This is a genomic window from Nocardiopsis sp. NPDC006139 (assembly GCF_040614155.1).
In the GTDB taxonomy this organism is placed as follows: domain Bacteria; phylum Actinomycetota; class Actinomycetes; order Streptosporangiales; family Streptosporangiaceae; genus Nocardiopsis; species Nocardiopsis changdeensis.
On record NZ_JBEXTT010000020.1, the window covers coordinates 54,652 to 81,402 of the forward strand.

Annotated in this window: 22 protein-coding genes; 14 read left to right on the forward strand and 8 right to left on the reverse strand. The window is 75.6% G+C overall.

What is annotated here, in order from left to right:
- The first annotated feature begins 8 nt into the window (after positions 1–8).
- Both ABZ249_RS23945 and ABZ249_RS23950 read left to right on the forward strand, forming a co-directional pair.
- Entirely contained in the window at positions 9–851 is an 843-nt protein-coding gene (locus ABZ249_RS23945) for a DUF4097 family beta strand repeat-containing protein (protein WP_355266805.1), read from the forward strand.
- A 23-nt stretch (positions 852–874) separates the two neighbouring features.
- Positions 875–2,026 (forward strand): DUF418 domain-containing protein, encoded by a 1,152-nt coding sequence (locus tag ABZ249_RS23950; protein WP_355266808.1) that lies wholly within the window; start codon positions 875–877, stop codon positions 2,024–2,026.
- A 93-nt stretch (positions 2,027–2,119) separates the two neighbouring features.
- Here the strand turns inward: ABZ249_RS23950 and ABZ249_RS23955 are convergent, their stop codons facing one another.
- Genes ABZ249_RS23955 through ABZ249_RS23970 form a run of 4 tightly spaced genes read right to left on the reverse strand, consistent with a single transcriptional unit; the run spans position 2,120 to position 4,422 of the window.
- Positions 2,120–2,881: an ABC transporter permease gene (locus ABZ249_RS23955; protein WP_355266811.1), complete on the reverse strand. Its 762-nt coding sequence runs from the start codon at positions 2,879–2,881 to the stop codon at positions 2,120–2,122.
- A 10-nt stretch (positions 2,882–2,891) separates the two neighbouring features.
- On the reverse strand, positions 2,892–3,704 hold the full coding sequence (locus tag ABZ249_RS23960) for an ATP-binding cassette domain-containing protein (RefSeq protein ID WP_220560595.1): 813 nt from the start codon (positions 3,702–3,704) through the stop codon (positions 2,892–2,894).
- Entirely contained in the window at positions 3,704–4,090 is a 387-nt protein-coding gene (locus tag ABZ249_RS23965; RefSeq protein ID WP_355266815.1) for a DUF1048 domain-containing protein, read from the reverse strand. The genes ABZ249_RS23960 and ABZ249_RS23965 overlap by 1 nt, the downstream gene beginning before the upstream one ends.
- A 2-nt stretch (positions 4,091–4,092) precedes the next feature.
- Positions 4,093–4,422: a PadR family transcriptional regulator gene (locus ABZ249_RS23970; RefSeq protein WP_355266818.1), complete on the reverse strand. Its 330-nt coding sequence runs from the start codon at positions 4,420–4,422 to the stop codon at positions 4,093–4,095.
- 199 nt (positions 4,423–4,621) lie between these two features.
- On the opposite strand from ABZ249_RS23970, the gene ABZ249_RS23975 reads away from it, so the two are divergent.
- The 11 genes from ABZ249_RS23975 (at position 4,622) to ABZ249_RS24025 (ending at position 20,306) form a co-directional block, all read left to right on the forward strand.
- Complete coding sequence (locus tag ABZ249_RS23975; protein WP_355267011.1) at positions 4,622–5,905, forward strand: hemolysin family protein; 1,284 nt, start codon at positions 4,622–4,624, stop codon at positions 5,903–5,905.
- A gap of 344 nt (positions 5,906–6,249) precedes the next feature.
- Positions 6,250–7,263 carry a ParB/RepB/Spo0J family partition protein gene (locus ABZ249_RS23980; protein WP_355266821.1) on the forward strand — a complete coding sequence of 338 codons (1,014 nt, stop codon included), beginning with the start codon at positions 6,250–6,252 and terminating at the stop codon, positions 7,261–7,263.
- Complete coding sequence (locus ABZ249_RS23985; protein WP_355266824.1) at positions 7,260–8,354, forward strand: thiopeptide maturation pyridine synthase; 1,095 nt, start codon at positions 7,260–7,262, stop codon at positions 8,352–8,354. Before ABZ249_RS23980 ends, ABZ249_RS23985 begins: the two co-directional genes overlap by 4 nt.
- Positions 8,351–9,715, forward strand: coding sequence for a SagB family peptide dehydrogenase (locus tag ABZ249_RS23990; protein WP_355266827.1), 1,365 nt, complete (start codon positions 8,351–8,353; stop codon positions 9,713–9,715). Before ABZ249_RS23985 ends, ABZ249_RS23990 begins: the two co-directional genes overlap by 4 nt.
- Positions 9,712–11,577, forward strand: a complete 1,866-nt coding sequence (locus tag ABZ249_RS23995; RefSeq protein ID WP_355266830.1) for a hypothetical protein — start codon at positions 9,712–9,714, stop codon at positions 11,575–11,577. The genes ABZ249_RS23990 and ABZ249_RS23995 overlap by 4 nt, the downstream gene beginning before the upstream one ends.
- Positions 11,574–13,493, forward strand: a complete 1,920-nt coding sequence (locus tag ABZ249_RS24000; protein WP_355266833.1) for a TOMM precursor leader peptide-binding protein — start codon at positions 11,574–11,576, stop codon at positions 13,491–13,493. The genes ABZ249_RS23995 and ABZ249_RS24000 overlap by 4 nt, the downstream gene beginning before the upstream one ends.
- A 15-nt stretch (positions 13,494–13,508) precedes the next feature.
- Entirely contained in the window at positions 13,509–15,248 is a 1,740-nt protein-coding gene (locus ABZ249_RS24005; protein ID WP_355266836.1) for an ABC transporter ATP-binding protein, read from the forward strand.
- 168 nt (positions 15,249–15,416) lie between these two features.
- Positions 15,417–15,659 (forward strand): thiomuracin/GE37468 family thiazolyl RiPP peptide, encoded by a 243-nt coding sequence (locus ABZ249_RS24010; RefSeq protein ID WP_220560607.1) that lies wholly within the window; start codon positions 15,417–15,419, stop codon positions 15,657–15,659.
- A 40-nt stretch (positions 15,660–15,699) separates the two neighbouring features.
- Positions 15,700–18,399 (forward strand): lantibiotic dehydratase, encoded by a 2,700-nt coding sequence (locus tag ABZ249_RS24015; RefSeq protein ID WP_355266840.1) that lies wholly within the window; start codon positions 15,700–15,702, stop codon positions 18,397–18,399.
- Positions 18,396–19,358 carry a lantibiotic dehydratase C-terminal domain-containing protein gene (locus ABZ249_RS24020; RefSeq protein WP_355266843.1) on the forward strand — a complete coding sequence of 321 codons (963 nt, stop codon included), beginning with the start codon at positions 18,396–18,398 and terminating at the stop codon, positions 19,356–19,358. The genes ABZ249_RS24015 and ABZ249_RS24020 overlap by 4 nt, the downstream gene beginning before the upstream one ends.
- A 159-nt stretch (positions 19,359–19,517) precedes the next feature.
- Entirely contained in the window at positions 19,518–20,306 is a 789-nt protein-coding gene (locus tag ABZ249_RS24025; protein WP_355266846.1) for a fumarylacetoacetate hydrolase family protein, read from the forward strand.
- 99 nt (positions 20,307–20,405) lie between these two features.
- On the opposite strand, the gene ABZ249_RS24030 is transcribed toward ABZ249_RS24025, so the two are convergent.
- On the reverse strand, positions 20,406–21,074 hold the full coding sequence (locus ABZ249_RS24030) for a TetR/AcrR family transcriptional regulator (RefSeq protein ID WP_355266849.1): 669 nt from the start codon (positions 21,072–21,074) through the stop codon (positions 20,406–20,408).
- Positions 21,075–21,180: 106 nt separating this feature from the next.
- Between ABZ249_RS24030 and ABZ249_RS24035 the strand changes: the two genes are divergently transcribed.
- Complete coding sequence (locus ABZ249_RS24035) at positions 21,181–21,639, forward strand: nitroreductase/quinone reductase family protein (RefSeq protein ID WP_355266852.1); 459 nt, start codon at positions 21,181–21,183, stop codon at positions 21,637–21,639.
- A 79-nt stretch (positions 21,640–21,718) separates the two neighbouring features.
- On the opposite strand, the gene ABZ249_RS24040 is transcribed toward ABZ249_RS24035, so the two are convergent.
- The 3 genes from ABZ249_RS24040 to ABZ249_RS24050 form a co-directional block, all read right to left on the reverse strand.
- Complete coding sequence (locus ABZ249_RS24040; RefSeq protein WP_355266855.1) at positions 21,719–22,885, reverse strand: thiolase family protein; 1,167 nt, start codon at positions 22,883–22,885, stop codon at positions 21,719–21,721.
- Between the two features lie 375 nt (positions 22,886–23,260).
- Positions 23,261–24,268, reverse strand: coding sequence for a phosphatidylinositol-specific phospholipase C (locus ABZ249_RS24045; protein WP_355266858.1), 1,008 nt, complete (start codon positions 24,266–24,268; stop codon positions 23,261–23,263).
- Positions 24,269–24,440: 172 nt separating this feature from the next.
- Positions 24,441–26,750 carry a transcriptional regulator gene (locus ABZ249_RS24050; RefSeq protein WP_355266861.1) on the reverse strand — a complete coding sequence of 770 codons (2,310 nt, stop codon included), beginning with the start codon at positions 26,748–26,750 and terminating at the stop codon, positions 24,441–24,443.
- Position 26,751 lies beyond the last annotated feature (1 nt).

Sequence of the window (26,751 nt, forward strand, 5' to 3'; positions counted from 1 at the left end):
AGACCGCCATGCCCGCCTTCGACACGCCCGGCCCGACCCCGCTCGTCCTGCGGCTCGAGATCGGCACCGTCCGCGTCACCGCCTCCGACCGCGCCGACACCCTCGTCGAGGTGGCGCCCGCGGACCCCGGCACCGGGGCCGACGTGCGCGCGGCCGAACGGATCGAGGTCACCCGGACCGCCGACGGGATCTCCGTCAGGGCGCCCCGGAGCCTGTCCTCGCTCGGCTCCCGGAACCAGGGGTCCGTCCGGGTGAGCGTGGACCTGCCCGCCGGCTCCCCGGTCCGGGCCCGCACCGAGATCGCCGACCTCCTCTGCGAGGGCGACCTCGGCCACTGCGACCTGCGCACCTCCATCGGGGACGTGACCGTCGAGCGGGCCCGCGGAGCCACCCTCGCCAGCGGCAACGGGACCGTCCGCGTGGACCACGTGGCCGGCGACCTGCGGCTGACCGGATCCGACCGGGTCCGCGTCGGCCGGGTCGAGGGCGCCGCCACCGTCACCGGGCTCAACGGCGGGATCGAGATCGGCGAGGTCGCCGGCGAACTCGCCGTCACCTCCGCCAACGGCCACGTCCACGTGGGCGGCGCGCACGGCCGGGCGGAGATCCGGTCCTCCAACGGCACCGTCCGCGTCGACGAGGTCGTCCGCGACGAGGTCACCCTGCGCGTCGGCGTCGGCGACATCGAGGTGGGCGTGCGCCGGGCCACCGCCGCCTGGCTGGACCTGGACACCCGCCTGGGCCGCGTCCACCGCTCCCTGGAGGACTCCGCCGGGCCGGACGGGGACGAGCGCACCGTGCGCGTCCTCGCCCGCACCGGGGTCGGCGACATCACCGTCCATCCCGCCTGAACGACACGGAAGGGAACACCGACATGCCCCCCGGCCGACCCGGGACGGAGGTCCCCGCCGGGACCCGCTCCCCGGCCCCCGACCTGGCCCGCGGCGTCATGCTCCTGGCCATCGCCGTCGCGCACGTCCCCGCCCTCCTCGCGCACTGGGGCACGGGAGCCCCCGACCGGGCGGCCCTGTTCGCGGGGACGCTGCTGGCCGAGGACCAGGCCCGCCTGATGTTCGTGCTCCTCTTCGGCTACGGCGTGGGCCAGATCCTGCGCCGCGAGACCGGGCGGGGCGCGGACTGGCCGGACGTCCGGTCCCTGCTGCGCCGCCGCGGCCTGGTGCTGCTGCTCATCGGCTTCGTCCACACCCTGCTGCTCCCGCTCGACATCGTCGCCGTCTACGGTGCCGCCCTGCTCCTGGCGGCCCCCCTGGCCCGGGCGCGCACCGCCACCCTGGCGTGGGTCGGGGCGGTGGCCCTCGTTCCGGGCGTCCTGCTGGTCTCGGCCCCGGCCGTGGCCCTCGCGCAGGCGGGCGTCCCGCCCACGATCGCCCACCTCATGGCCGACGGCCCGGTCGCGCACGTGGCCGCCAACCTCCAGTGGACGTGGCCGCTGGAGACGCTGGTCTCGGTGGTGTCGGTGCTCCCCGCCATGGTCCTGGGCATCGGGGCCTCCCGCCTGCGCGTCCTGGAGGAACCGGCCCGCCACCGGACCCTGCTGGTCCGTGCCGCCGTACTGCTGACGGCGGTCTCCCTGGCCGGGCGGCTGCCCCACACGCTGGTGGTCACCGGGGTCTGGCCCGTCGACGCGTCCGCGCCCCTGCACGCCTTCTCCGCGCTGCACGTCCTGGCGGGGCACGCGGGCGGCGTCGCGGCGGCGGCGCTGGTCGGCCTGTGGGCCCTGCGGCCGATGGACGGCCCGTTCGCCACGGCCGTCATCGCCCTGGGCCGCCGGTCGCTGACCTTCTACCTGTTCCAGTCGGTGGTGTTCGTGGCGCTCTTCTACCCGTTCACGCTGGGCCTGGCCGACGACCTCGGCGCCGCCGCGGGGCTGGGCGTCTCCGCCGCGCTCTGGGCGGTGTCCCTGCTCCTGGCCGAGTGGATGCGCCGCACCGGCCGCCGGGGCCCGGCCGAGACCCTCCTGCGCCGCCTCACCGCGCGCCCCTGGCGCCTTCCCGCCGCGAGGTGACCCGCGCCGCCGCGTCGTCCGTCCGGGCGACGGGTGCCTGAGACGCGGACGGGCGGCGGCCCCCGGGTGGGGGCCGCCGCCGGGGGGCGGTGGTCAGGAGGTCTTCCTGCGGTAGGTGGCCATCGCGAAGGCGTAGGCGACGACGAGGATGCCCGTGCACCAGGCCAGGGCGGTCCAGGCGTCGTCACCGGCCGGCCGCCCGGACAGCAGGTCGCGGATGGTGTTGACGATGGAGGTCACCGGCTGGTGCTCGGCGAACCAGCGCACCGGGCCGGGCATGGTCTCGGTGGGGACGAACGCCGAGCTCAGGAACGGGAGGAAGATGAGCGGGTAGGAGAACGCGCTCGCGCCCTCCACGGAGGTCGCCGTCAGGCCCGGGACCACGGCTATCCAGGTCAGCGCGAGCGTGAACAGCAGCAGGATCCCGGCGACGGCCAGCCAGGCCGCCGGTCCGGCGTCCGAGCGGAAGCCCATGAGCAGGGCCACGCCCACGACCACCGCCAGCGAGATGACGTTGGCGACGAGCGAGGTCAGCACGTGCGCCCACAGCACGCCCGACCGGGCGATGGGCATGGACTGGAACCGCTCGAAGATCCCGCCCTGCATGTCCGTGAAGAGCCGGAACGCCGTGTAGGCGATGCCCGAGGCGATCGTGATGAGCAGGATGCCCGGCAGCATGTAGTTCACGTACGGGCCCGAGCCGACGTCGATGGCGCCGCCGAACACGTACACGAACATCAGCATCATGGCGATGGGCATGACCGCGGTCGTGATGATCGTGTCCGGGCTGCGGGTGACGTGGCGCATGGTGCGCCCGGTCAGGGCGGCGGTGTCGCCGAGGAAGTGTGTCGCCATGGTCCGTTCCCTACTTCTTCTCGCTCGGTGCGGTCCGGCGGTCCCCGCCGTTCCCGCCGGAGCCGCCGGTGACCGCGAAGAAGATCTCCTCCAGGGTCGGCTGCTTCTCGACGTACTCGATCTCGGAGGGCGGCAGCAGCTTCTTGAGCTCCTCCAGGGTGCCGTTCACGATGATCCGCCCCTGGTGCAGGATCGCGATCCGGTCGGCCAGCTGCTCGGCCTCCTCCAGGTACTGCGTGGTGAGCAGCACCGTCGTGCCGCTGTCGGCGAGGCCCTTGACGGCCTCCCAGACCTCGACGCGCGCCTGCGGGTCGAGCCCGGTCGTCGGCTCGTCCAGGAAGACGACCGGCGGGTTCCCGATGAGGCTCATCGCGATGTCCAGGCGCCGGCGCATCCCGCCGGAGTAGGTCGACACCCGCCGCCCGCCCGCCTCGGTGAGGGAGAAGCGGGCGAGCAGGTCGTCGGCGATCGCGCCGGGGTCGCCGAGGTGGCGCAGCCGGGCGACGAGCACGAGGTTCTCCCGCCCGCTGAGGATCTCGTCCACCGCCGCGAACTGGCCGGTGAGGCTGATGGACTCCCGTACCCGCGCGGGCTGCGCGGCGACGTCGAAGCCGTTGACGGCGGCCGTCCCGCCGTCGGCCCTGAGCAGGGTGGACAGGATCCTCACGAGCGTGGTCTTGCCCGCCCCGTTGGAGCCGAGCAGTGCGAAGATGCCGCCGCGCTCCACGTCGAAGTCCACCCCGCGCAGCACCTTCAGGTCCTTGTAGGACTTCTCCAGGCCCCGCAGGCGGATCGCCGGTACCGGCCGTGTCTTCGTCTCCATCAGAGGGATTCCCCGTCCTTTTCGCCGTCTTCTCCGGCCGCGCGGTCGATGGCCTCGACCAGCCGGTCCCGTTCCTTTTTGATCCACCGGCCCTCGGAGTAATTCGCCAGGAACGCCTCGGCGAATTCGACGGGGTCCTCCCCGACGACCTGGCGGACCGGCGTCCCGTTCGCCGCGCTCTGCTCGAACAGGTCGATGAGGTCGTCCAGCATCGTCTGGAGGATGTCCCCCCTGGTGATGGCCCCGAAGTACATCAGGTACCGGTCGAGCGCCTCGACGGCCGTGCGGTGGTTCTCGGGCAGTTCCCTGACGCGTGCCTTGTACCGCTTGTAGCGCTTCTTGTCCTCGAACGATCCCGTGACCTTCTCGATCCATTCAGCCGCCATGGCTACCGGCCCCCTTCTCGGAGCTGTTCGATCTTTTCCGCGAGGAAGCCCCAGTTCCCCCAGAACTCTTCGAGGTATTCCCGCCCTCGGGAACCGAGCGAGTACACCTTGCGCGGCGGGCCCTTCCCGGACGGGACCCGCCGCGCGTCGACGAGGCCGCGCTGCTCGAACCTGACGAGCAGGGCGTAGACGGTGCCCTCGGCGATGTCGGTGAAGCCCTGGTCCCGCAGCCACGCCGTGATCTCGTAGCCGTGCGCGGGCCGGCCGGACAGGGCCGCGAGGACGATGCCCTCCAGGGTCCCCTTGAGCATCTCCGTCGCCTGCCTTCCCATGGGTGCCTCCCTTCACTACTCGTTGCCGCTGAGTACCACTGCATAGTAGTACTGACTACCGGTACATAGCAACACCGAATACCGGGCGGGATGCGGCGTGTGCGTCCGGACGCCGGGAGGCCGCCGTGTGAAAGGGTGAGTCGGCACGGAAACGGCCCCAGGGCCACCACCACCATCCGCATCGGAGATGACCGCAGTCATGGAGAGTTACGGGGTGCAGATCGGCCTCGTCCTGGTCCTCGTCCTGGTCAACGCACTGTTCGCGGGCAGCGAGATCGCCCTGATCACCCTGCGCGAAGGCCAGATCAGACAACTGGAGGAGAGGGGGCCCGGCGGCAGGGCGGTCGCCCGCCTGGCCCGCGACCCCAACCGCTTCCTCGCCACCATCCAGATCGGCATCACCCTCGCCGGCTTCCTCGCCTCCGCCACCGCCGCGGTGGCGCTCGCCCAGCCGCTCGTCGAGCCGCTGGGCTTCCTCGGCTCCGCCGCGGGGCCCGTGTCCGTCATCCTGGTCACCGTCGTCCTGACCTTCGTGACCCTGGTGTTCGGCGAACTGGCCCCCAAGCGCATCGCCATGCAGCGCGCCGAGGGCTGGGCCCTCATGGTCGCCCGCCCGCTCAACCTGCTCGCCACCCTGTCCCGCCCGGTCGTGTGGCTGCTGAGCGTGTCCACCGACCTGGTCGTCCGCCTCACCGGCGGGGACCCCTCCGCCGCGCGCGAGGAGGTCGGCGAGGAGGAGCTGCGCGACATGCTCACCGCCCAGCGCGGCATGACCCGCGAGCAGCGCACCATCATCAGCGGCGCCTTCGAGATCGACGACCGCAGGCTGCGCCAGGTCGTCGTCCCCCGCGGCGAGGTCTTCACCATCCCCGCGGCCACCCCCACCGCCGAGGCCACGCGCATGCTCGCCGAGCACGGCCACTCGCGCGCCCCGGTCGTGGCCGACGACGACCTCGACGACGTCCTGGGCATCGTCCACTGGTCCGACCTGGTCCGCGGCACCGGCACCGCCCGGGACGTGGCCCGCGAGGCGATGCTGCTGCCCGACTCGCTGGTCGTCTCGCTGGCGCTGCGGCAGATGACGGCCGAGCACCAGCAGCTGGCCGTGATCGTCAACGAGATGGGCGGCATCGACGGCATCGTCAGCCTGGAGGACCTGCTGGAGGAGATCGTCGGCGAGATCTACGACGAGACGGACTCCGACATCCGCACCGTGGTCTCCAACGACGACGGGACCCTGACGCTCCCGGGCACCTACCCGGTGCACGACCTGTCCGACATCGACCTGTCCCTGACCGACCCGCCCGAGGGCGACTACGTCACCGTCGCGGGCCTGGTCATCGCCGTCCTGGGCCACATCCCGCGGGAGCCCGGCGAGACGGTCGACTTCGGCGGGTGGACCGCGGAGGTCGCCCGGACCAGCGGCCGCACCATCACCGAGGTCAGGGTGCGGCGCATGGAGGAGGCCCGGCCCGAGGAGTGAGCGCGGGACCGGGCCCTGTCCGACGGCCGCACCGCTTTCGGCGGTGCGGCCGCCGGCGTCCTCCGGGAGGCGCGGCCCGGAGGACGCCGGGCGCCGGCCGGGCGACCGGGCCCGTCCCGCGGCGCGCGCACCGCGGTTCAAGGTCGCCGCAAGGTCCGTTCAAGGTCGGGCCGGGAGGATCCTGCCACCGAACGCGAGCCCGTCCACGGCGGCGGGCGTGGCCGGTCGGCCCCCTCACCCCTCGGAGAACGCATGCCCAGCGCTTTCGATCGGACCGCCGACCCCGGAACCCGGAACGCCCCCGGCGGCCGGCCTACGGCGCGGGAGCGGGCGTGGCGACGGGGATGAGCACCCGGGAACGGCGGTCCGCGGCCCCGGATCCCGTGCTCGCCCGCCTCCCCGTCGAGACCGCCCGGGTCGCCCTGCTGAGGGACGCCCGCTCCCCGCGGCTCGACGGCACCGACCCAGCCCGGGTCGCGCGGCTCGCCGAGATCGTCGACGAGCTGCCGCCCATCGTCGTGCAGCGCCCGGCCATGCGCGTGGTGGACGGCATGCACCGCCTCCAGGCCGCCCGGAGCCGGGGGCGCGCCTCGATACGGGTGCGGTACTTCGACGGGTCGGACGAGGACGCGTACATCCTGGCCGTCCGCCTCAACGTCTCCCACGGCCTGCCCCTGCCCATGCGGGACCGGCTGGCGGCCCTGGCCCGTGTCCTACAGGCGTTCCCCCACTGGTCGGACCGGCGTATCGCGGCGGCCTGCGGGGTGTCGCCGGGCACGGTCGCCGCCCGACGCCGCCGTTCAGGTGACGAAAGACTGCACGTGAACACGCGGATCGGCAGCGACGGGCGCCGCCAGCCCCGGTCGGCGGCCGCGGGCCGGCAGGCGGCGGCCGAGTTCATGCGCCGCAACCCCGAGGCCAGCCTGCGGGTCGTGGCCCGCCACGCCGGGATCTCCGTGGGCACGGCACTGGACGTCCGCCGCAAGGCCGCGCACGGCCCGACCGGCCCGGACCCGGGAGGCGACCGGCCCGAGCCGGACGCCGCGGCCGCCGTGCTGCGCGACGCCGCGGCCCGGGTCGAGCAGCTCGCCCGCGACCCCTCCCTGTGGGGCTCCGAACACGGCCGGGCGGTACTGCGCCTGGCCTCGGCCACCCTGGGCCTGACGAAGCGGTCCGAAGAACTGGCCGACGGCATGCCCGACCACGCCCGGCGGGCGCTGCACGACGTCGCGCGGGCCTGTGCCCTGGTCTGGAACCGGTGCGGCGACCGGGTCGGCGGCGCCGGAGCGGCCGCGCCGCCCCCCGGCGCCCCGGACCGGCCCCACCGCCCGCCGGAAGAGGAGAACGGAGAACCATGATGGACGCCCGGTCGTGGCACAGCATCCACGTCCACCACCACGGCGAGGCCACGTCACGGCTGGTGGCCGAGGCCCTGTGGCCGGTCTCCCGCGAGCTGGAGCGCCGCGGACTGCGGAACTGGTTCGTGCGGCACTGGCGGCGCGGGCCGCACCTGCGCCTCAACATCGAGGCGGGGAGCGGGGAGTTCCGCGCGGCCCTGCCGATGGTGGCCCAGGTACTGGACCCCTACCTCGCCGCGCTGCCCGCCACAGAGACCGACGTCGGCGCCCTCCTGCCGCTGCACCGCCGCACGGCCGAACAGGAGCAGGAACCGGGCCCGCTGACCCCGTGGTTCCCCGACAACTCCTGGCACGTCGACGACTACGACGACCGGATGGCGGTGCACCGGACGCCGGAGGCGGCGGCCCTGGTCGCGGACTTCCTGCGGGACGCCAACGAGCACGCCTTCGAGGTCACCGCTGAGGTCGCGGCCGGGGCGAGCCTGCCCGCCGTCGTCTTCGACACCATGGCCGTCCTGGCCGACCGGCTGGTCGACGGCGGCATCGCCGTCGGCTACCTCAGCTACCGGTCCCACGCCGAGGCGTACCTGTCCTACCTGCCCGAACGCGCCCCCTGGCGCCGTGAGTGGGACGACCGCTACCGGTCCCACGCCCGTGCGCTCGCGGACCGGATCGACCGGCTCGTCGGTCCGGACTCCCCGGGGGACCCCCGGGCGTCGGAGTTCGCGGACCTCATCGCGCGGTACCGGTCGGCCGGGGCGGAACTCTACGAGCGGGGGCTGCTCCCGGCGCTGCGGATCGACCCCCTGGACGGCCAGCGGGACGACCCGCGGGCCGCGGACAGCCCGTTCCACCACGCCCTGCTGTCCAGCGGGCACTGGACGACGCGGGTCGGGCCCTCGGCCGACTTCGCGGTGTACCGGCTCGCACTCAACCTGATGTACCTCCAGTTCACCCGGCTCGGGATCACGCCGCACCACCGGCTGTTCCTCTGCCACCTGCTGGCGGAGGCGGTGGAGCGGCGCACGGGGCGGTCGTGGGCCGACCTGATCCGCTCCTGGGACGCCCCCGCCGCCGGAGCGGTGACATGACCCCGCCGGACACGGGACCGTACGAGACCGTGCGGCTGCGCGGCGGGGTCGAGAGCATGCGCCACCCGCGCGGGACGTCGCTGGTCGACCTCCCCGACCAGGAACCGGTCACACCCGAGGAGGAGGCGGTCGTCCGAACGCTGGTCGACGGATCGCACCGGATGACGGTCCGGGACGACGGCACCGGCGCGCTGCTGGACCGGCTGCGCAGCGGGGGATGGCTGGCGGTCACCGTCCACGACGCGGACGGCCCCGTCTTCACCGTCGAACCCCACCGCTCGCCCGCCGCGCGGCCCGTCCCGCCGCCTCCCGGGCGGCCGCGCCTGTCCCGTTTCACCGCCGTCCGGGCGTCGGCCGACGGCCTGCTGTGGGTCTCCTCGCCGCGCGCCTGGGCGGCCGTGGTCGTGCACCGGCCCGAGGCCGCCGTGGTCCTGGCCGATCCCGGCGGGGAGCGGCGGGTTCCCGGCCTGGACGAGGCGGTGGCCGCCCGGCTGCGCCACGACCTGCTGTGGGCCGGGCTGGCGGTGGTCGGCGACGAGGACGAGGAGTTCCGGGTACGGCAGTGGTCGTGGGCCGACCTGGAGTTCCACCAGAGCAGCCGGGGGTATACACCGGGGTTCAGGCTCGGGCGGACCGGCTGGGGAGCGGAGTACGCCCCGGCGCCTCCCCCCAGGCCCGAGCCCTCCGGGCCGGCGGTCGAGCTGCGCCGCCCGGACCTGGAACGGCTGCGCGGGACCGACCCGCCGTTCACCTCCGTCCTGGAGAGCCGGCGCTCCCTGCGCCGGCACGACCCGCGGAACCCGCTCACCTGCGACCGGCTCGCCGAGTTCCTGTACCGCACCGCGCGCACCGTGCACCGCCGGCCGGGTGACGGGATGGAACTCCAGTACCGCCCCTACCCCTCCGGCGGCGCGGCGCACGAGCTGGAGGTCTACGTCGTCGCCGCCCGGGTGGCCGGGCTCGAACCCGGCACCTACCACTACGACGGCCACGACCACCGGCTCGAACTCGTCCGCCCGATGGACGGCCCGGGGCGACTGCTCGTGGACGGCGTCGGGAGCGCCACCTCGCAGACCGGCGCCCCCCAGGCGCTGCTGCTGATCAGCGCCCGGTTCGAGCGGTTGATGTGGGCCTACGAGGGGCTCGCCTACGCGCTGATCCTCAAACACGTGGGGGCGCTGATGCAGACGATGAACCTGGTGGCCACCGCCATGGGCCTGGCCGGCTGCGCCCTCGGCACCAGCACCCGGCACGCGTTCGGCCGCCTGACCGGGCTCGACCCGCTGGAGGAGGACCTCGTCGGCGAGTTCCTCCTCGGCGTCCCCGCCGAACCGGAGCAAGAAGAAGGAGGCCGCCGGTGAAGCTGCGCCTGCACGACGACGCCTACCTGGCACCCGTCGACGACGGCACCTACATCATCGCACCGCGGGAGCGGACCTGGGTGGGCGGCACGTCGTTCGCCCGCTGGGTGGAGGCGCTGTCGCCGTGGCTGGACGGCCGGTTCACGGCCGCCGAACTCGGCGCGCGGTTCCCGGACACGCACACGCCCGCGCTGGAGGCCGTGCTCGGGCGCCTGCGCGACGCGGGCGCCGTGGTGGAGGAGCCGACGGGGCCGCCACCGCTCGACGCCCCGGTCCGCGAGCGGTTCGCGCCCGAGCTCTCCTACCTGGCGGCGCACCACGGCGACGCCGCCGCGGCGTTCGGCCGGTTCCGGGACCTCTCCGTGGCCGTGCTGGCCGAGGCCGCGTGGGCGGCGCCGATCCGGGAGCACCTGCGCTCCGCCGGCGTGCTCCGCGTCGACACCCTCCCCCTCGGGGCGGACGGCGTCCGAGCCGAGGCCGTCACCGGTCGCGACCTCGTCGTCGCCGTCGTCGCGGACCCGGCGCGGCTGCTGCGGCTTGACGCGCGCTGCGCCGGGTCGGGGGCCGCGCTGGCGGCCGTGCTGCCCGACGGGGCCGACCTCTGGCTGCCGCCGGTCGCGGACCCCCGCGCCGACCCGGGCGACCCGCTCGCGCCGGCGCGCCCCGGCTCGGTACTCGACCGGTCACCCGGCCCGCGGCCGCCGGTGGAGCCGACCGCGGCCCACCGGGAGGTGGTGGCCGCCGCCGTGGCGCGGTCGGCGTTCCACTGGGCGACCGGTACCGGCACCCCCCGGTGGGAGCGAGATGTCATCCGGATCGGGCCCGATCTCGCCGCGCACCGCCACCACTGCCTCCGGCACCCCCGCCGGCTGCCGGTGCCCCCGGGCGGCGGCGAGGGGGTCCGGGACCGGGTCGCGTCGCTACGCGACCGCCCGGCGGCGGCCGACGCCGAGTTCGCGCGGACGGCGGTCCGCGCCGCCGACGACGTCTTCGGCCTGTTCCGGTACCTGCCCGACGACGGCGCCGCGCAGAGCCCGGTGCACGTCGCCGAGGCGCAGATCCGAGACCCCCTCTCCGACACGGGCTGGGAGGGGGCCGCGGTCGTGCGCGCCGTCGCGTTCGACTACGCGACCGCCCGGATCGAGGCCGCCCGGTCGGCGCTCACCTGGTACGCGGAACGGTTCGTCGACCCGCGCCGATTGGTGGACGCGCCGGACGGCCCCCACGGCCTCGTCGCCGGATACGACCCGGTCGCCGACCGCGTCGTACGGGTCCCCGCCGCCGCCGTCTTCCCCCGGCTCAGCGGCCCGGCCGCCGGCACCGCGGCGGCCGCCGCGGGGGAGTCCTGGGACGCGGCGCTGGACCGGGCCCTGGCCGGGCTCTGGTGGAGCGACCCGCAACTGGTCGGCGACACCGCCGGACGGCCGGTCCGGGTGGACCCGGCGACGCTCGACGAGGCGGGGCGGCGCTGCGCCCTGATCCTCGCCGAACTCGGCGAACTGCCGCAGGTGTACGACCACGGCGGCCGCCACGGTGTCACGGCCCTGTCGTTCCGGCGCGGCGACCTCGTCCTGGAGCGCACCGCGGGCCCGGCCGGACGGGCCTGGACCGACGGCCTGCTCAGGACCCTTTTCACCGTCCAACGGTGGATCCACGGCGACCTGCGGCGGCCGCCGCAGGCGACCGCGCCCCGGGCCCCCGCGACCGGGGAGGAGGTCCGGGCGGACCCCGCCGCGCCGGACCCCGGCACGGTCCTCGCCGCGCTGGCCGCGGCGGGCCGCACGGCCGTCGTCGTCCCGCTCGACCACGACCCGGCCGCGGCCGCGCTCCTTCCCCACACACTCAAGGTGGTGCTGCTGTGACCGACCCGCTGCCCGGACCGGCCGTCGTCGGACGGGGCCTGATCGCCGACGCGGTCGCCGAACGCCTGGGGGTGTCCGTCCACCCGGCGTCCGGCGACGCCCCCACCGGTGGTCCGACCGTGTTCGCCGCGGACGGCTGGGCGGACCCCGTGCCCGAGGGGGCACGGGCCCGCGGCCCGTTGCTGCCGGTGCGCACCGAGATCGACCGGCTGGTCATCGGCCCCTGGGAGGTCCCCGGGGAACGGGGGTGCGCGCGCTGCGCGCAGACCCGGTACCGGAGGATGGGTCACTCCGGCGAACAGGCCGCCCGACGGCTCCACAGCGGCCGGCTGGACCGCGCCCCGGCACTGCTCACCGGTCAGGCCGCCCGGCTGGCCGCGGCGCTCGTCGAGGACGACGTCCGCTCCGCCGCACGCGGAACCGCCCCCCGCACCCGCCACGCCGTGCTCTGCGTCGACCTGCGGGACCTCACGGTCACGACGCACCGGGTCCTGCCCGATCCGGCCTGCGAGACCTGCGCGTCCCCGCGGCCGGACGCCCCCGACGACACCCTCGGCCGACCGGTGCCGCGCCCCGCCCACCGTCCCGGGGCGGCCCGCGGCCGTGATCTCCCCGTGGAACTGGAGAGCCTGACCGCGCGCTACGTCGACGCCCGTACGGGCGTCCTACGGCGCCTGCACGACCGCACCGAGGGCGCGCAGATCGTCACCACCGCCGAACAGGCCGGACCGCACCACGGCATGGCCGGGTACGGCCGTTCGCCGCAGCGGCGGACCAGCCGCACCACGGCGATCCTCGAAGGGCTCGAACGGTTCGCCGCCACACCGGCGGCGGGCCGACAGGTCACCGTCGGCTCCCACCGGGAGCTCGCCGACCGGGCGCTGGACCCGCGTACCCTCGGGCTGCACCCGCCGCGGGAGTACGACCGGCCGGGCTTCCCCTACGCGCCGTTCGACCCCGACCGGTCCTACCGCTGGGTGTGGGGGTGGTCCTTCCTGAGGGGCGCCCCGATCCTGGTGCCCGAACCCCTGGCCTACTACGGCCTCGGACCGCACGGGGGCGGCTTCGTCTACGAGATCTCCAACGGCTGCGCCCTGGGCGGCAGCCTCCAGGAGGCCGTCCTCTACGGGGTGCTGGAGGTCGCCGAACGCGACGCGTTCCTGATGACCTGGTACGCGCGCCTGCCCGGCCCGGAGATCGACCCGGCCACCCTGGACGAGGCGGACCGGCTGCAGGCGGCCGTGCTGCGGGCGGAGACCGGCTACGACATCAGGTTCTTCGACATCACGACCGAGCAGGGGATCCCCGCCGTGTGGGCGATGGCCACCGCCCCGGCCGGCTCGACCGGCGCCGCCCTGCGCTGCGCGGCGGGCGCCCACCTCACCGGCGCGCGTGCGGTCCGCGGCGCGCTGTCCGAGCTCGGCGCCGGCCTGTCCTACGCGATCGAGCACTTCGCGCACCCGGAAGTCGCCGCACGGGCGGCCCGGATGGCCGACGACCCGGAGGCGGTGCGCGATATGGAGGACCACCCGCTCCTCTACTGCGAGCCGCGCACCGCCGAACGGCTGGGCTTCCTCACCGGCCTCGCCCCCACACGCCCGGTCGGCGACGTCGGCGTCCGAACCGGGGAGTTCGCCGACGACGACATCGACACCGTGATGCGCGCCGTCGTCGGACGGTACCTCCGCGACGGCCTCGACGTCGTGGTGGTCGACCAGACCCCCGACGAACTGCGGGAGGCGGACCTGCACTGCGCCAAGGTGCTCGTCCCCGGAACGCTGTCCATGACCTTCGGCCACCGCAACCGCCGCACCACGGGCCTGCCGCGGCTGCTGGAGGCGCGCCGGCGCCGCGGGCTCGCCGACCGCCCGATGCGCGAGGACGAGGTCAACCCCCACCCGCACCCGTTCCCCTGACTCCGAGGAGCCCACGTGACGACGTCCACCGGCGCCGCCCCGCGACCCGCCTGGCGGGCCGTCCTGGGCCGACTGCGCCCCTATCGCGGCGGGGCGGCCGTCGGCATCCTGCTCTCCCTGGCGGCCTCCGCCGGCGGACTGGTGCTGCCGCTGCTGACCCGACGGCTCATCGACCGGGTGGCCGACGGCGGAGACGTGACCGCCCCGGTACTGATGACCGTCGGCCTCCTGGCCGGCGGGGCCGTGGCGGGCGCCTTCGGCTGGTTCCTCCTGGACCGGATCGCGATCACCCTGGTGCGGGACGCCCGGCGGTCCCTGCTGTCCCGGCTGCTGCGCGTGGACGCGCGCACCGTCGACCGGCTCCAACCCGGCGACCTGCTGGCCCGCCTGACCACCGACGCCGCGGCACTGCACATGCTCGCCGTCGAGGTGCTGGCCGGAGTCGGCACCAACCTGCCCGTGATCGCCGTGGCGATCACGCTGATGGCCTACCTCGATCCGGTCCTGCTGGCCGTCACACTGGCCGTCTCGGTCGCGGCGGGGGTGATCATGCACGTGCTGTCACCGCGTGTCCAGCGGTCGAGCCTGGCCGCGCAGGAGGCGGTCGGCGCCATGACCGCGGCGATCGAACGCGCGATCGGCGCGATCCGCACGATCCGGGCGAACGGCGCCGAGGCCGCCGAGGAGGCCCACCTCCACGCCGCCGTCGGGCTGGCGTGCACGGAGGCGGTCCGGACCTCGGCCTGGAGCACCGTCGCCGCGAGGGCCACCGGCATGACGTTCCAGTTGGCGTTCGTGGCCGTGCTCGCGGTGGGCGGGGCCCGGGTCGCGACCGAGCAGCTGACGGTCGGCGCCCTGGTCGCGTTCCTGCTCTACGTCTTCTACCTCGTCATGCCGATGCAGAACCTGGTCGGCGCGGTCGCCGCGTACCGGGTCGGGATCGCGAGCGTGACCCGGATGGGCGAGGTGCTGGAGTACCCGGCGGAACCGGTCCACCCCGCGCCCGGCACGGTCCGCGGCGGGGCGCCGCTGGACGTGCGGTTCGCGTCCGTCCGCTTCGCCTACCGGCCCGGGGAGGAGGTGCTGCGGGCCCTGTCGTTCACCGCTCCGGCCGGCGCGGTGACGGCGATCGTCGGCCGCTCCGGAGCCGGCAAGTCCACCGTGCTCGACCTGATCGAACGCTTCTACGACCACTCCGCCGGGGAGATCCTCCTCGGCGGCCGCGACGTGCGCGACTGGCCGGTCGCCGAGCTGCGGCACGCGATCGGCTATGTGGAGCAGGACAGTCCGGTCCTCGCGGGCACGCTGCGCGACAACCTCCTGCTCGGCGCCCTGAATGCGGGCGAGGCCGAGATCCGCGAGGTCCTCGGACGGGCCCGGCTCACCGACCTCGTGGCGGGGCTCCCCGAAGGGCTGGACACCGTCGTCGGGCACCGGGGGAGCACGCTGTCCGGCGGGGAGCGGCAGCGTGTGGCGATCGCCCGGGCCCTGCTGCGCAGGCCCAGACTGCTGCTGCTCGACGAGGCGACCTCGCACCTGGACGCGGAGAACGAGGCGGCGCTGCTGGAGTCGATCCGCGACATCGCCGGTACGGCGACGGTGGTCGTCGTAGCGCACCGCTCGTCCACCGTCCGGCTCGCCGACCGGATCGTCGTCCTGGACGGCGGTGCCGCGCGCGCGACCGGAGACCACGAGGAACTCGCGGCCGGAGACGCGCTCTACGCCGAGCTGGTCGCGACGCGGCTCACTCCGTAGCGCTCGCCACCCTGCCCGCACGGCCTCCCCGCCGCCGTTCCACCGGCGCGGGGAGGCTTCGTGCTGCCCGCCCGTCGCCTGGTTGAACACGATTGACCGGGACCGGCGGCCTGGGGATCCTTCCTTGCAGCAAGCCCGACCGCGGGCTTGGCAAGGAAAGGAGGAACCATGGCGACCCAGCGGAACGCGGCGCGATTCGACATCGACGATCTTCCCGTCGACGTGTTCGACCTTGTGGCCGACGGCACCGTGGGCGAGTCGCTCGCCGCCGGCCACGGCATGACCGAGTACGACGCCTCGCGCGCCTACATCACCTGCAACTGCTACGCGAGCTGCACCTGCGGAGGCAGCTGCGGCAGTGGCGGCGGTGGCTGCGGCGGCGGCAGTGCCGCGCCGGACAGGCCCCTCTGATCGATCGGTCCCGTGTCGCTGCGGAAAGGAAGGTTGCAGGGTGGAGCCTCCACCGACGATGTACACGCACGGTGATGCCGCAGCGGCCGTGACGGATCCGGTGCGGCCCGGCCCGGCGGTGTTCCGCCGGGCCGGGCTGCCCAGCGGGGTCCTGGACACCCTCCGTTTCCCCTCCACCGGCCGGGCCGTCGACGAGATCCTCGCGCGGCGGTCCGCCGTGGCCGAGCGGGGCCGGTCCGCGGCGGACGCCCTGCACCCGGTCATCGGCGCCCTGCCCGAGCGGGAGCCCCTGCGGCCGCGGCTCGTCGGACTCCGCCGGGCGCTGTACCGGGGACGCCGGCCCACGGCCAAGGAATGGGCGCCCGACCTCGCCGACCGGTTGCCTGCCGGGCCGGCCCGCGACATCCGGCGCTGGCTGGCGGACCTGGACGGCCTCCGGTCGGCCGAGGCGTCGCTGGAGCGCGTCCTCGACGCCGAGGCGGCCGAACGCCGGGACCTGCTGGTCGGGACCGCCGCCGACCCGGCGTTCCGGATCGGCCTGGACGTCTCCAGCCCCGCGCTCGCCGCGGAGCTCGACAAGTGGCTCGGGGATCCGGCGCGCTCGCCCCGGCCGCGCACCGTGTCCACACTCGCCCGCTACGTGGCCCGGGCCGCGGCCAAGACGAGTCCGCTGAGCGCCTTCCTGACCAGCGGGCCGGTCGAATGGGCGGCCGACGGCCCTGCGGTGGCGGTCCACCCCCGGCAGGCCCTCGGCGTCCACGAGCCGGCCGAGCACGGGCTCAGGGAGAGGATCGCGGAGCTGGCCGCCTCGCGGCCCGATCTCCGCGATGAGGCGGTGCTCAGGCTCAACCCGACCGCCGAGCGGGACGGCGGGACGATCGGCTACATCGGCCCCACGGCCTCCCAGGCCCCCTGCTCGATCCCCGCCCGCCCGGCGGTGCTCGACGTCGTCGCACTGCTCGGGGCCGAGGCGGCCGGACTGTCCCGCCGGGAGCTGCGCCGGCGCCTGTGCGGCGGTGGCGCCGAACCGGCCGAGCGGGTGGACGCCTTCATCGACCACCTCCTCAAGGCCGGGCTGCTCGTCCGCGTCGTCCCCGTGTCCCGGTTCGAGACGATGCTCGGCGACTGCGCGGCGTGGCTGGACGACCGCCACCCGGCCGACCCCGGAGCCCGAGCACTCGCCGACGACCTGCGGGAGCTGGACCGGACCCTCTCGACGCGGGTGCCGCCGGACCGGGTCGAGCCCTACCGGGAGCACCGGCGGAGGGTGATCGGACAGGTGCGGGGACTCGCCGCCCACGCACCGGCCTCCGACCCGCTGGGGGCGTACCTCGCCACCAGGACGATCAACGGCCTGCGGGACAGCGCCGTGACCCCTGGACCGCTGGCGTCCTGCTCGGTCCCCGCCTGGGAACCGGTCCTGGACGACCTCGACGCGCTGCGGCGGTGGCTGGCGCCCTTCGCACTGTGGCTGCCCGCCCGGCTCGTGCTGACCGAGCTGTTGGGCGAGGCCGTCGCGGCACGCGGGACGATGCCGCTGGTCCGCTTCTACCGGGAGCTGCAGAAGGCCCGGAAGGCGACCGGCGACATCTACCGGGAGCTGAACGCGTGGCTGGCGTCGCCCACCGCCATGTCGGCCCGGGAGAGCGCGTGGGAATCCGTGCGCCGGCTGGCGGGCGTGTGCGATGCGGCCACCGCCGCCATCGCCCCCTACCCGGTCTCGGGCCCGGTGCCCGCGCCCACGGGCGCCCCGGCCTGGCCGGAACCGGTCGTGATCGGAACGGAGCGGCTGCGCACCGCCGCGGCGGGTTTTCCCGCGTGGGTCCCGCCGGTGCGCTCCCTCGACGCCGCCGTTCAAGTCGTGCCCGGCGACGGGCCCGGGCCGGCCGTCGTGGTCAACACGGTCATGCCCGGATTCGGGGCCGTACGGGCCCGGATCGACCACCTCACCGACCCCGGCCGGCTCCAGGCGCCCCCTCGCTTCCCGGACCTCCCGGGAGGCCCGGTCTACGCCTGTTTCAGCGACCGGTTCGGCCTGTCGCTCAACGACCACCGGCAGGTGCTGCCCTACACGCTCGGCGACGCCCCGATGCGAGTGCCGGGCGACCGCGACACGACCCTGGCGGTCGAGGACCTGCTGGTGCGCGTCGAGGAGGAGACCGGGCTGCTGGCCCTGTGGTCGCGCCGCCACCGGCGGCCCGTGCGGGTGGTCCACACCGGCATGATGGTGTCCCTGTGGCAGTACCCCTTCTCCCACCTGCTGTCGATCCTCTCCGGTGAGGTGCTCACACCCGCACCGGCTCCGCCCGTCACCGCCGCGGCCGGCCTGCGCCGCGACCGGCCGCGGCTGACCGCGGGAGGGCTCACCCTCGTCCGGGGCGCCCGGCGCTTCCCGGTGTCCGAGGTCCCCGTGATCCGTCCCGGGGAGCGGAGCGGACAGTACCTCCTCCGGCTGGAGGAGTGGCGCCGAACGGAGCGGCTCCCGCAGCGGTGCTTCCTCACGCTGTGGCGGACCTCCGAGGAGGGTCCGAGGCCGGCGTCGACGAAGTGGCGCAAGCCGATGTACCTCGACTTCGGGAGCTGGTTCCTGGTCCAGGGCCTGGTCGGCGTGCTCCAGCGGCCGGACGCGGGGGCGGTCGTGTTCACCGAGGCGCTCCCCGACCCCCTGGCGCCGGGATCCGGCCCGGACCCGCACGTCGCGGAACTCGTCCTGGGCGTGAGCGGGGACGGACGGCCGTGACACGACCGCACCGCGCAGGCGGGGGGAGTCCGGCGCCGGCCCCGGAGCCCCGTTCGTGGCTGGGCGTCCACGTCTTCTACGACGGGGACCTGGACGCGGTGGCCGGCGACCTCCTCGGCGACATCACGGCCCGGCTGGCCGCCGAGGAGGCGGCCGAGGGCCTGTTCTTCCTCCGGCACTGGGAGGCCGGGCCGCACGTGCGGATCCGTGTCCTGCCCGGACCGCGCCGGACCGGCGACGCCCGGCGCATCGTCACCGGCGCGGCGGAGGCGTTCCTGGCCCGGCGTCCGGCGCCGTCCCTGGTGGGACAGGCCGAGTACGAACGGTACGCGCCGGCCTTCGCGGCGGCCGAGGAGGCGGCCGGGTACGAACGCCGCCGACGGCCGAACAACTCCCTCGCCGAGATCCCCTACCGGCCGGAGACCGGCAAGTACGGCACGGGCGCCGCCCTGCACGCCGTCGAGGACCACTTCGTCCGGTGCAGCGCGGTGGTGCGGGAAGTCATCAGCGCCGACCCGCAGGGCGGGCGGCGCGCCGCGACGGCCTTCGCCCTGCTGGCGCTGGCCTGGTGGACGGCGCCGTCGTCGGGTGACGCCCCATCCGCACCGGTCTCCCCGCCGCGCGGGGTCCCCGAACCCGCCGCGGCCCCGGCCGACCTGTACCACCGGCGGCGCGACGCGCTCCTGGACACCCTGGCCAGGACGCGGGACCTCGCCGCGGCGGCGCGCGGTCGCCCGGCGGGCACCCTGGGCATGTGGGCGTGGTCGGTCGCGGCGGCCGTCGACGGTCTCCGCGACCCCGCGCGGGCACGGCGGGTCCTGGACCAGTGCGCCCACCTGGCGTGCAACCGCCTCGGGCTGGACGCGTCCCGGGAGCTCACCCTGCGCCGCCTCCTCCACCTCGCGGCCGCCGACCACTTGTCGGCCGGCCGGTCCGGCGGCCCCGCGTCCGCGACATGACCCGGCCGGGTGCCCGCCCGGAACCCCGGCGGGCAGGGCGTTCCGGGCGGAGCGGCCGCCACGGTACGGTGAGGCGACCCGGCCGAGGAGCCCCGGGGCGGGGGACGCCCTCCGGGGCCGCGAGACCGGCCGTGCCCGCGTCGCGGAGAAGGAGACAGAGTGACCCTGGACGAGAAGACACGGCGCGAGGCCGCCCGGGCGCTGCGCGAGGCGGACCTCTCCGTCCGCCCGGTGGAGCCCCCGAGCCGGACCCACCCCGGCCTGGACGTCGCCGACGCCTACGACATCCAGCTGCGCAACATCGCCGCCCGGGTCGGGGAGGGCGCCCGCACGGTCGGCTACAAGGTGGGCCTGACCTCCCGCGTCGTCCAGGAACTGCTGGGCGTCGACGAACCCGACTTCGGCCACCTGCTCGACGACATGGTCGTCGAGGACGGCGCGACCGTGGACGCCTCCCGGTACTGCGCCCCGCGGGCGGAGCCGGAGATCTGCTTCCGCCTCGCCCGGGGCCTGCGGGGCCCGGGCGTGACCGCCGCGGACGTGCTGGCCGCGACCGACGCGGTCGCCCCCGCGCTGGAGATCGCGGACAGCCGGGTCCGGGACTGGGAGATCACCCTCGTCGACACCGTCGCCGACAACGCCAGCGCCGGCGCCCTGGTGCACGGCCCCTGGACCCCCCTGTCCGAGGTGCCCGACCTCGCCGCGCTCACCGCCGAGCTGTACATCGACGGCGAGAGCGTCGCCCGGGGCGAGGGGAAGGCCGTGCTCGGCCATCCCGCCGAGGCCGTGGCCTGGCTGGCCGACGGCCTGGCCGGTATCGGGGCCGCCCTGGAGCCCGGGCAGGTGGTCCTGTCCGGCTCCATCACCACCGCCCCCTTCGTCACGGCGGGCCACCGCGTCGAGGCGCGCTTCGACGCCCTCGGTGCGGTCTCGGTGTCCTTCTCCTGAGACGCCCCGTGAGCGGACGCCCGGCCGCGGCCGCGAGGGGCCGCGGCCCGGGCGCTCTCCCGGCCCGCGCGGTCCGGGCCGCGCCGCGGGGCGGGAGACCTACCGTCCGGCGGCGCGGCGGCGTTCCAGGCCCTCGAGGATGAGGTCGAGCGAGAACACGAACTCCGCGTCGTCGTCGCAGCCGCCCAGGGCGCCCTCGTGGGTGGACCCGGTGATCATCTCCGCCACCCAGGGCATCTCCGGCGCCAGCGCCGCGGCCTGGGCGGCGGCGACCTCGGGCGGGGTGTCGGCGCCGTCGTCGAACAGGTCCTGGCTGAACCCCAGGATGCGGCTGCCCAGGGCGTGCAGGGCGTGGTGTGTCAGCTCCAGGCTCAGGCCCCCGCCGCGCAGGATGCCCAGGACGGTGTCGACGTAGCGCAGGGCGGCCGGGGTCGGGGCGGGCCGGGCCTTGATGACCTCGGCGGTCCAGGGGTGGCGGAGCATGGTGCGGCGCGCGGCCAGCATCTGCTCGCGGGCGGTCTCCACCCAGGTCGCCCCCGGTCCGACCCGTTCGATCCCGGCGACGACGGTGTCGGTCATGAGGTCGAGCAGGCCGTCCTTGGCGCCGATGTGGCGGTACAGGGACATCGGGTCGACCCCGAGCTCCTGCGCGATCCGCCGCATGCTGACCGCCGCCGGGCCGTCGGCGTCGGCGACGCGGATCGCGACGCCGACGATGCCCTCCCTGGTGAGCCCCGCCGGGGCCGTCCTCGATCGTCGCGTCGTCACCCGCCCCAGTCTAGGCACCCCATTCCGTTGACCGCGCGCAGGCGGCGGTCTACTCTGTAGGTCTACGGCGTAGGTCTACGCCGTAGACGACCCGAGGAGGGTGACGATGACGGATCGTGAGAAGACCCCCGCCCCGCCGCCGCGCTGGTTCGTCCGCAGTGTCTGGACCGGCCACCGGCTGCTCTTCCGCACCACCGGCCGCGGGCTGTCGCGCCCCCGGCCGGGCGACCGGATGGGAATGCTGCGGCTGCGCGTGCAGGGCCGCCGCACCGGCCGCGAGCGCGCCGTGATCCTCGGCTACCACCTGGACGGGGACTCCTACGTCACGCTCGCGATGAACGGCTGGGCCGAGGCCGACCCGGCCTGGTGGCTGAACCTCCGGGCGCACCCGCGGGCCGAGGTCGACACCCTCGACGGCACGTTCGGCGTGGTCGGCCGCGAGGCGGCGGGCGAGGAGCGCGAACGCCTCTGGCGCAGGTTCGACGACTACCGGGGCTGGGGCGACATCGACGCCTTCTCCGCCCGCCGCCCGCACACCCCCGTCGTCGTCCTCGACCGCCGCTGACCCGCACCCGGACCGGGCCGCCCGGACCCCCGGCGGCCCGCCGGGCGTTCACGGAGGCGGAGCCCGGTCCTTCCGGGACTCAGAGGCGCTCGAAGACCGTGGCGTTGGCGAGGCCGCCCGCCTCGCACATCACCTGGAGCCCGTAGCGGCCGCCCGTCTGCTCCAGCACGCTGAGCAGTGTGGCGGTCAGCCGGGCGCCGGAGGCGCCCAGCGGGTGGCCGATGGCCGTCGCGCCGCCGTTGACGTTGACCTTCGCGGGGTCGGCGCCGGTCTCCTTCTGCCAGGCGAGCACCACCGGGGCGAAGGCCTCGTTGACCTCGAAGGCGTCGATGTCGTCCAGGCGCAGCCCGGCCCGGGCGAGCACCTTCTCCGTGGCCGGGATGATCCCGGTGAGCATGTACAGCGGGTCGTCGCCCACGACCGCGAAGGAGTGGACGCGGGCGCGGGGCCGCAGGCCCAGGCGGCGGGCCGCCTCCTCGCCGGCCACGAGCACGGCGGCCGCGCCGTCGTTGATGGGGGAGCTGTTGCCAGCGGTGATCCTCCACTCCAGGCCGGGGAAGCGCCGCTTCCAGTGGTCGTCCTCGAAGGCGGTGCGCAGCCCGGCGAGGATCTCCGGGGTGGTGTCCGGGCGGATGCTCTCGTCGGTGCGCAGGTCGTTGACGGGGCTCACCTCGGCGTCGAACCGGCCCTGCGCCCAGGCGTCGGCGGCCCGCCGGTGCGAGGTCGCGGAGAACTCGTCCAGGACCCCGCGGTCCAGGCCCCAGCGCTGCGCGATGAGCTCGGCGCTCACCCCCTGGGGGACCAGGCCCTCGGGGTAGCGCTCCCCGACGCCGGGGCCGGTGAAGTCGCGGCCCAGGGACTGCGAGCCGATGGGCACGCGGCTCATGGACTCCACACCGGAGGCGATGGCGAGGTCGTAGGCGCCGGCGATGACGCCCTGGGCGGCGAAGTGCAGGGCCTGCTGGCTCGACCCGCACTGGCGGTCGACGGTCACGGCGGGGACCGATTCGGGGAACCCGGCGGCCAGGGCGGCCCACCGCGCGGTGTTCCCCGACTGCTCGCCGACCTGGCCGACGGCGCCGCCGATGACGTCGTCGATCCGGGCGGGGTCGATCCCGGTGCGCTCCACCAGCGCGCGCAGGACGTGCGCGTGCAGGTCCACGGGGTGGACGTCGGCGTACGCGCCCCCCGGCCTGCCCTTGGCGATCGGGGTGCGGACGGCGTCCACGATGACGGCGGCGGTCATGGCGACTCCCTTGTTGCGCGGCCTGTGCGGTCACCCTAACCGAGAGGGTTTGATTTTCAAACCCTCGGGGTGTCTTCGGGGCCGCCGAAGGAGCCGTACCGGGAAGTGCCGGGACCGTCACCGTCGATAACGGACAGTGCGAGACAAGGGCCACAGCAGCCCCTCATGTCCCACGGGTTTTCCAAAAGCGTTCACGTTCACTCCCTCGTATTCCGTAAGGTGTTATTCGGGACCCGGAGGTCCGGAGCGGGACGGTGTGGACGGACGCCCCGCCCGGGCCCCGGATCCCACCGGTCCCGCCGGTGCCGGCCGTGCCCTAGGGCGGACGGCGGTCGGCCCCGGCGGGCCGGACCCCGGGGGGCGCGCCCCCCGGGCTCACCCCGTGTTGCGGGCCAGGACCAGGTCGATCAGCTCCCGGTCGGGGAAGTCCATCACCACGATCCCGGTCCGTTCCAGGGGCGCCTGCCGCAGGTGGGCGACCGCGTAGGTGTTGACCCCCCGCGAGCCGAGGAAGCCCCAGGCCACCTCGCGCGGATTCGCGAACGGGGCGCCGCTCCCGCTCAGGTGGTTGACGTACAGCGTCCCGGGCGACCCCGCCGCCGCCTTCTCCAGGTGCGCGCGCACCTTGTCCCACTTGGCCGGGATGTCGAACAGGGTGGGCACCTGGTAGGCGTCCTGGATGTCCGTCGCCGGGCCGTTCCACCCGATCCCGTAGTCGCGCGAGGCCGCGAAGTCCTGCACGATGACGATCCGCCCGCGCACCTCGCCCAGGTCCGGCACGTACGCCCCGCCCTGTACCGGCGGCCGCCACAGGCGCTCGCCCAGGATCCCCCGGGTGCCGGGGTCCTCCTCGATGTAGTGGTCCAGGGTCTCCTGGTAGCTGCGGGTGTTCTCCTCCTCGGTGTGCTCCTTCTTCATCCGGATCAGCACCGTCTCGGTGGGGTTGCGGTCCAGGAACGCGTCGATCGCCACGACCACGTCGGTGAAGTTCAGGTGCAGGTACTCGGCGCCGTGGTGGATGGGGAAGGAGTCCCGGTAGTGGCGGGTGCGCACGTCCAGGAAGCGTACGCCGGCGTCGAGCTGCTCGGCGATGGTCAGGTCCTGGGTGCGCGACCACACCGTGCCGCGCCAGGCGCCGCTGTCGTGGGTGCCGGGGATGGACAGCTCCGCCAGGCCCGTGCCGTCGGGCAGGGAGCCCATCCATCCGGCGGGTTCGGCGGCGGCCACGGTCTCGGCGGCGGCCGGGGCGGGGGCCATGAGGCCCGGCAGGACGACCAGGGTGACCAGGGCCGACCACACCAGGGACAGGGGCGAGGGGCGCGGGACGGCCGGGGCGGGGGCCGGGAGGGCAGGGGAGGGGGAGGGGGCGGACGCGGGGAGCATGGGGTTCCTCCGTTCGCGGGGGCGGGCGCGGGGGAGCGCCCGGTCCCGTCCACACTGCCACGCGGAGGGTGCCCCCCACATCCCCCTATCGCGCCGGGGGCCGCGCGCCGTTCCCGCCCGCCCGCCCCGGAGGGCGGCGCACCGGGGACGGACGGCGCCCCCGGGCCGGTCCTCAGAAGCGGTGGCGGTTCCGGAGGAGCGCCTCGGGGGCGATGTCCAGCATCCAGTGCCGCCCCACCGTCCACCCCAGGAAGCGCCGGGCCTCCCCGTCGCCGCGGGCCGGGAGGGTGTGCCCCTCCACCGCCGCGCGCAGCCCGGCCAGCGCCGGGGCCAGCCGCTCGCGCACGTGGTAGGGCGGGCCGGCCTCCTCCATCCAGGCCAGCACCGCGCGCTGCTCCCGCGGCGTGCACCGGGACAGCAGGAACACGGTCTGCCGCCAGGCGAACGCCGCGTTCTTGACGTGCGCGAGCGCGTCGTGGACCCGGGGCAGCGCGCCCAGCAGCCGCACCGTCATCCGGTGCGCCCGCCGTGCCGCCGCCTCCCAGCCGTCCCGCGGCCGGGACCCGGCCGCGACCAGCGCCGCCAGGTTGTGGGTGGTGAGGATCTGCGCCTGCTCGATCACCGTGCCGTTGCCCGGCACCGTCCGGGGCGGGTCCCCGGCGCGCTCCCGGCACAGCCCGGCGAAGGTCTGCTCCCCGCCGGAGCGCTTCTCCTCCAGCGCGAACACCCCGGCGCAGTCGATCCCGTAGTACCGGGCGTACAGGGTCCCCTCGACCACCTCGGCGGCCCGCCGGGCGGCCCGGGTGAACTTGGCCGAGAAGGCGCCCATGAAGATGTCCGAGGCCAGCTCCTCCACGAACGGGAAGTCCACCTGCGACGGCGGCACCCGCCCCTCGGCGGTGCGGGCCAGCCCGTTCAGCTCGCTCACCAGCGGGTTCGGCGTGATGGTCCCGGGGAAGCAGGTCAGCGCGGTGTCGCCCACCCGGACGATCACGCTGCGGGCGGCCTCCCGGCGCGCCTCGGCGGACCCGTGGTGGCGCTCCAGTTCCCGCACCCAGGGCAGCTCCTCCTGCCGCACCTGGGAGGCCAGGTGGAGCAGCAGCAGGGACCGCCGCCGCGCGAACGCCTCGTGGTTCGCGGCGACCAGCCGGGCCGCCGCCGGGTCGCCGACCGCCGACGCCTGCGCCTCGGCGGCCAGGGCGGGCACCAGGGCGGCCAGCACCTCGGCCGAGGGGACCACGCCCAGCTCCACCAGGTCCTCCGGCGGGGCGATGACGGCCTTCTCCACCCGGGCGCGCAGCGGCCCCGGGATCGCGGACCCGGCGGCGGCGCCGGAGTCCCGCGCCTCCGCGGCGGAGACGGGGGCCAGGGCGGCGTCCGGGTCGGGCACCCCGGAGTTCTCCGGCAGGGCGGACAGGCGCTCGGCGAGCAGCGCGGCCAGCACGTCGTAGGTGGGCAGCGCCGCCTGGCCGGCCTGCCGGGCGCGCAGTTCGGCGTGCCCGGCGGAACCGGGGACGCCGCGCTTGGCGGTCATCGCGGCCACGGCGCACCGCAGCAGGCCGCGCCGCCGTGCCCCGAGCACGCCGGACCCGGCCGGGTCCACGGCCTCGCGCAGTGCGGCCAGCAGGATCGCGAGGTTCTCCTTGGGCCTGCGGTGCTTGGTGCACAGCGTGTGCTCGGCGGCCAGCCGCTCGTACTCGTCGAGCAGGGCGGCGCCGCGCGCGGCCCACCCGTCGGGGCGGTGCGCGTCCACCCCGGTCCCGCCGTCCGCGGCGGTCTCCAGCCAGTGGGCCAGGACCCGGTCGGCGAACGGGTTCCACACCGCCAGCGCCTCCTGCTGGACGCCGGGCGCCCCGGAGCCCCGGGCGGCCACCGAGGTCAGGGTGTCGCGCACCTCGCGGACGGAGTAGCGGAACACCGCGCCCGGCGACAGGTCCCGCACGGGGGCCGGGCGCGGGGTGAGGCACAGGGTCGCGGCGAAGGGGTCCAGCTCGGCCAGCAGCCGCAGCGCGGCGGCGGTGTCGCCCGCGCGCAGCAGCCACACCACGGTGAGCAGGGCCGCCTGCTCGGGCTGGTCCACGGCGTAGCCGCCACTGTCCAGCAGCGCGCCCAGGTGCTCCAGGCCCGCCTCGGTGAGGTGGTGGGCGTACAAGGCGGCGCGGTCCTCCCGCAGGCCGTGCCGGCGGACGAGGTCCAGCTCGTGCGGGCGCAGCGGCCCTCCGGCGGCGGCCTCACCGGTGGCGAACCCCCCGTGCGCGACCTCGGGGGTGACCCAGGCGGGCAGGCCCCTGACCGGGGTGCGCGAGCCGACGGACAGCAGCCCGGAGGCCATGCCCGCCGCGACCCGGCGCCAGGTGGCGGCGCGCCGCTCGGCGGCCCTGCGCACGGCGGGGTCGTCGTGGGCCGCGGCGGTGGCCAGCTCCTTGAGCAGGCGGCTCGCCGGGTACCCGGGGTTCGCGTGTACGGGGGTGGTGTCGTCCATG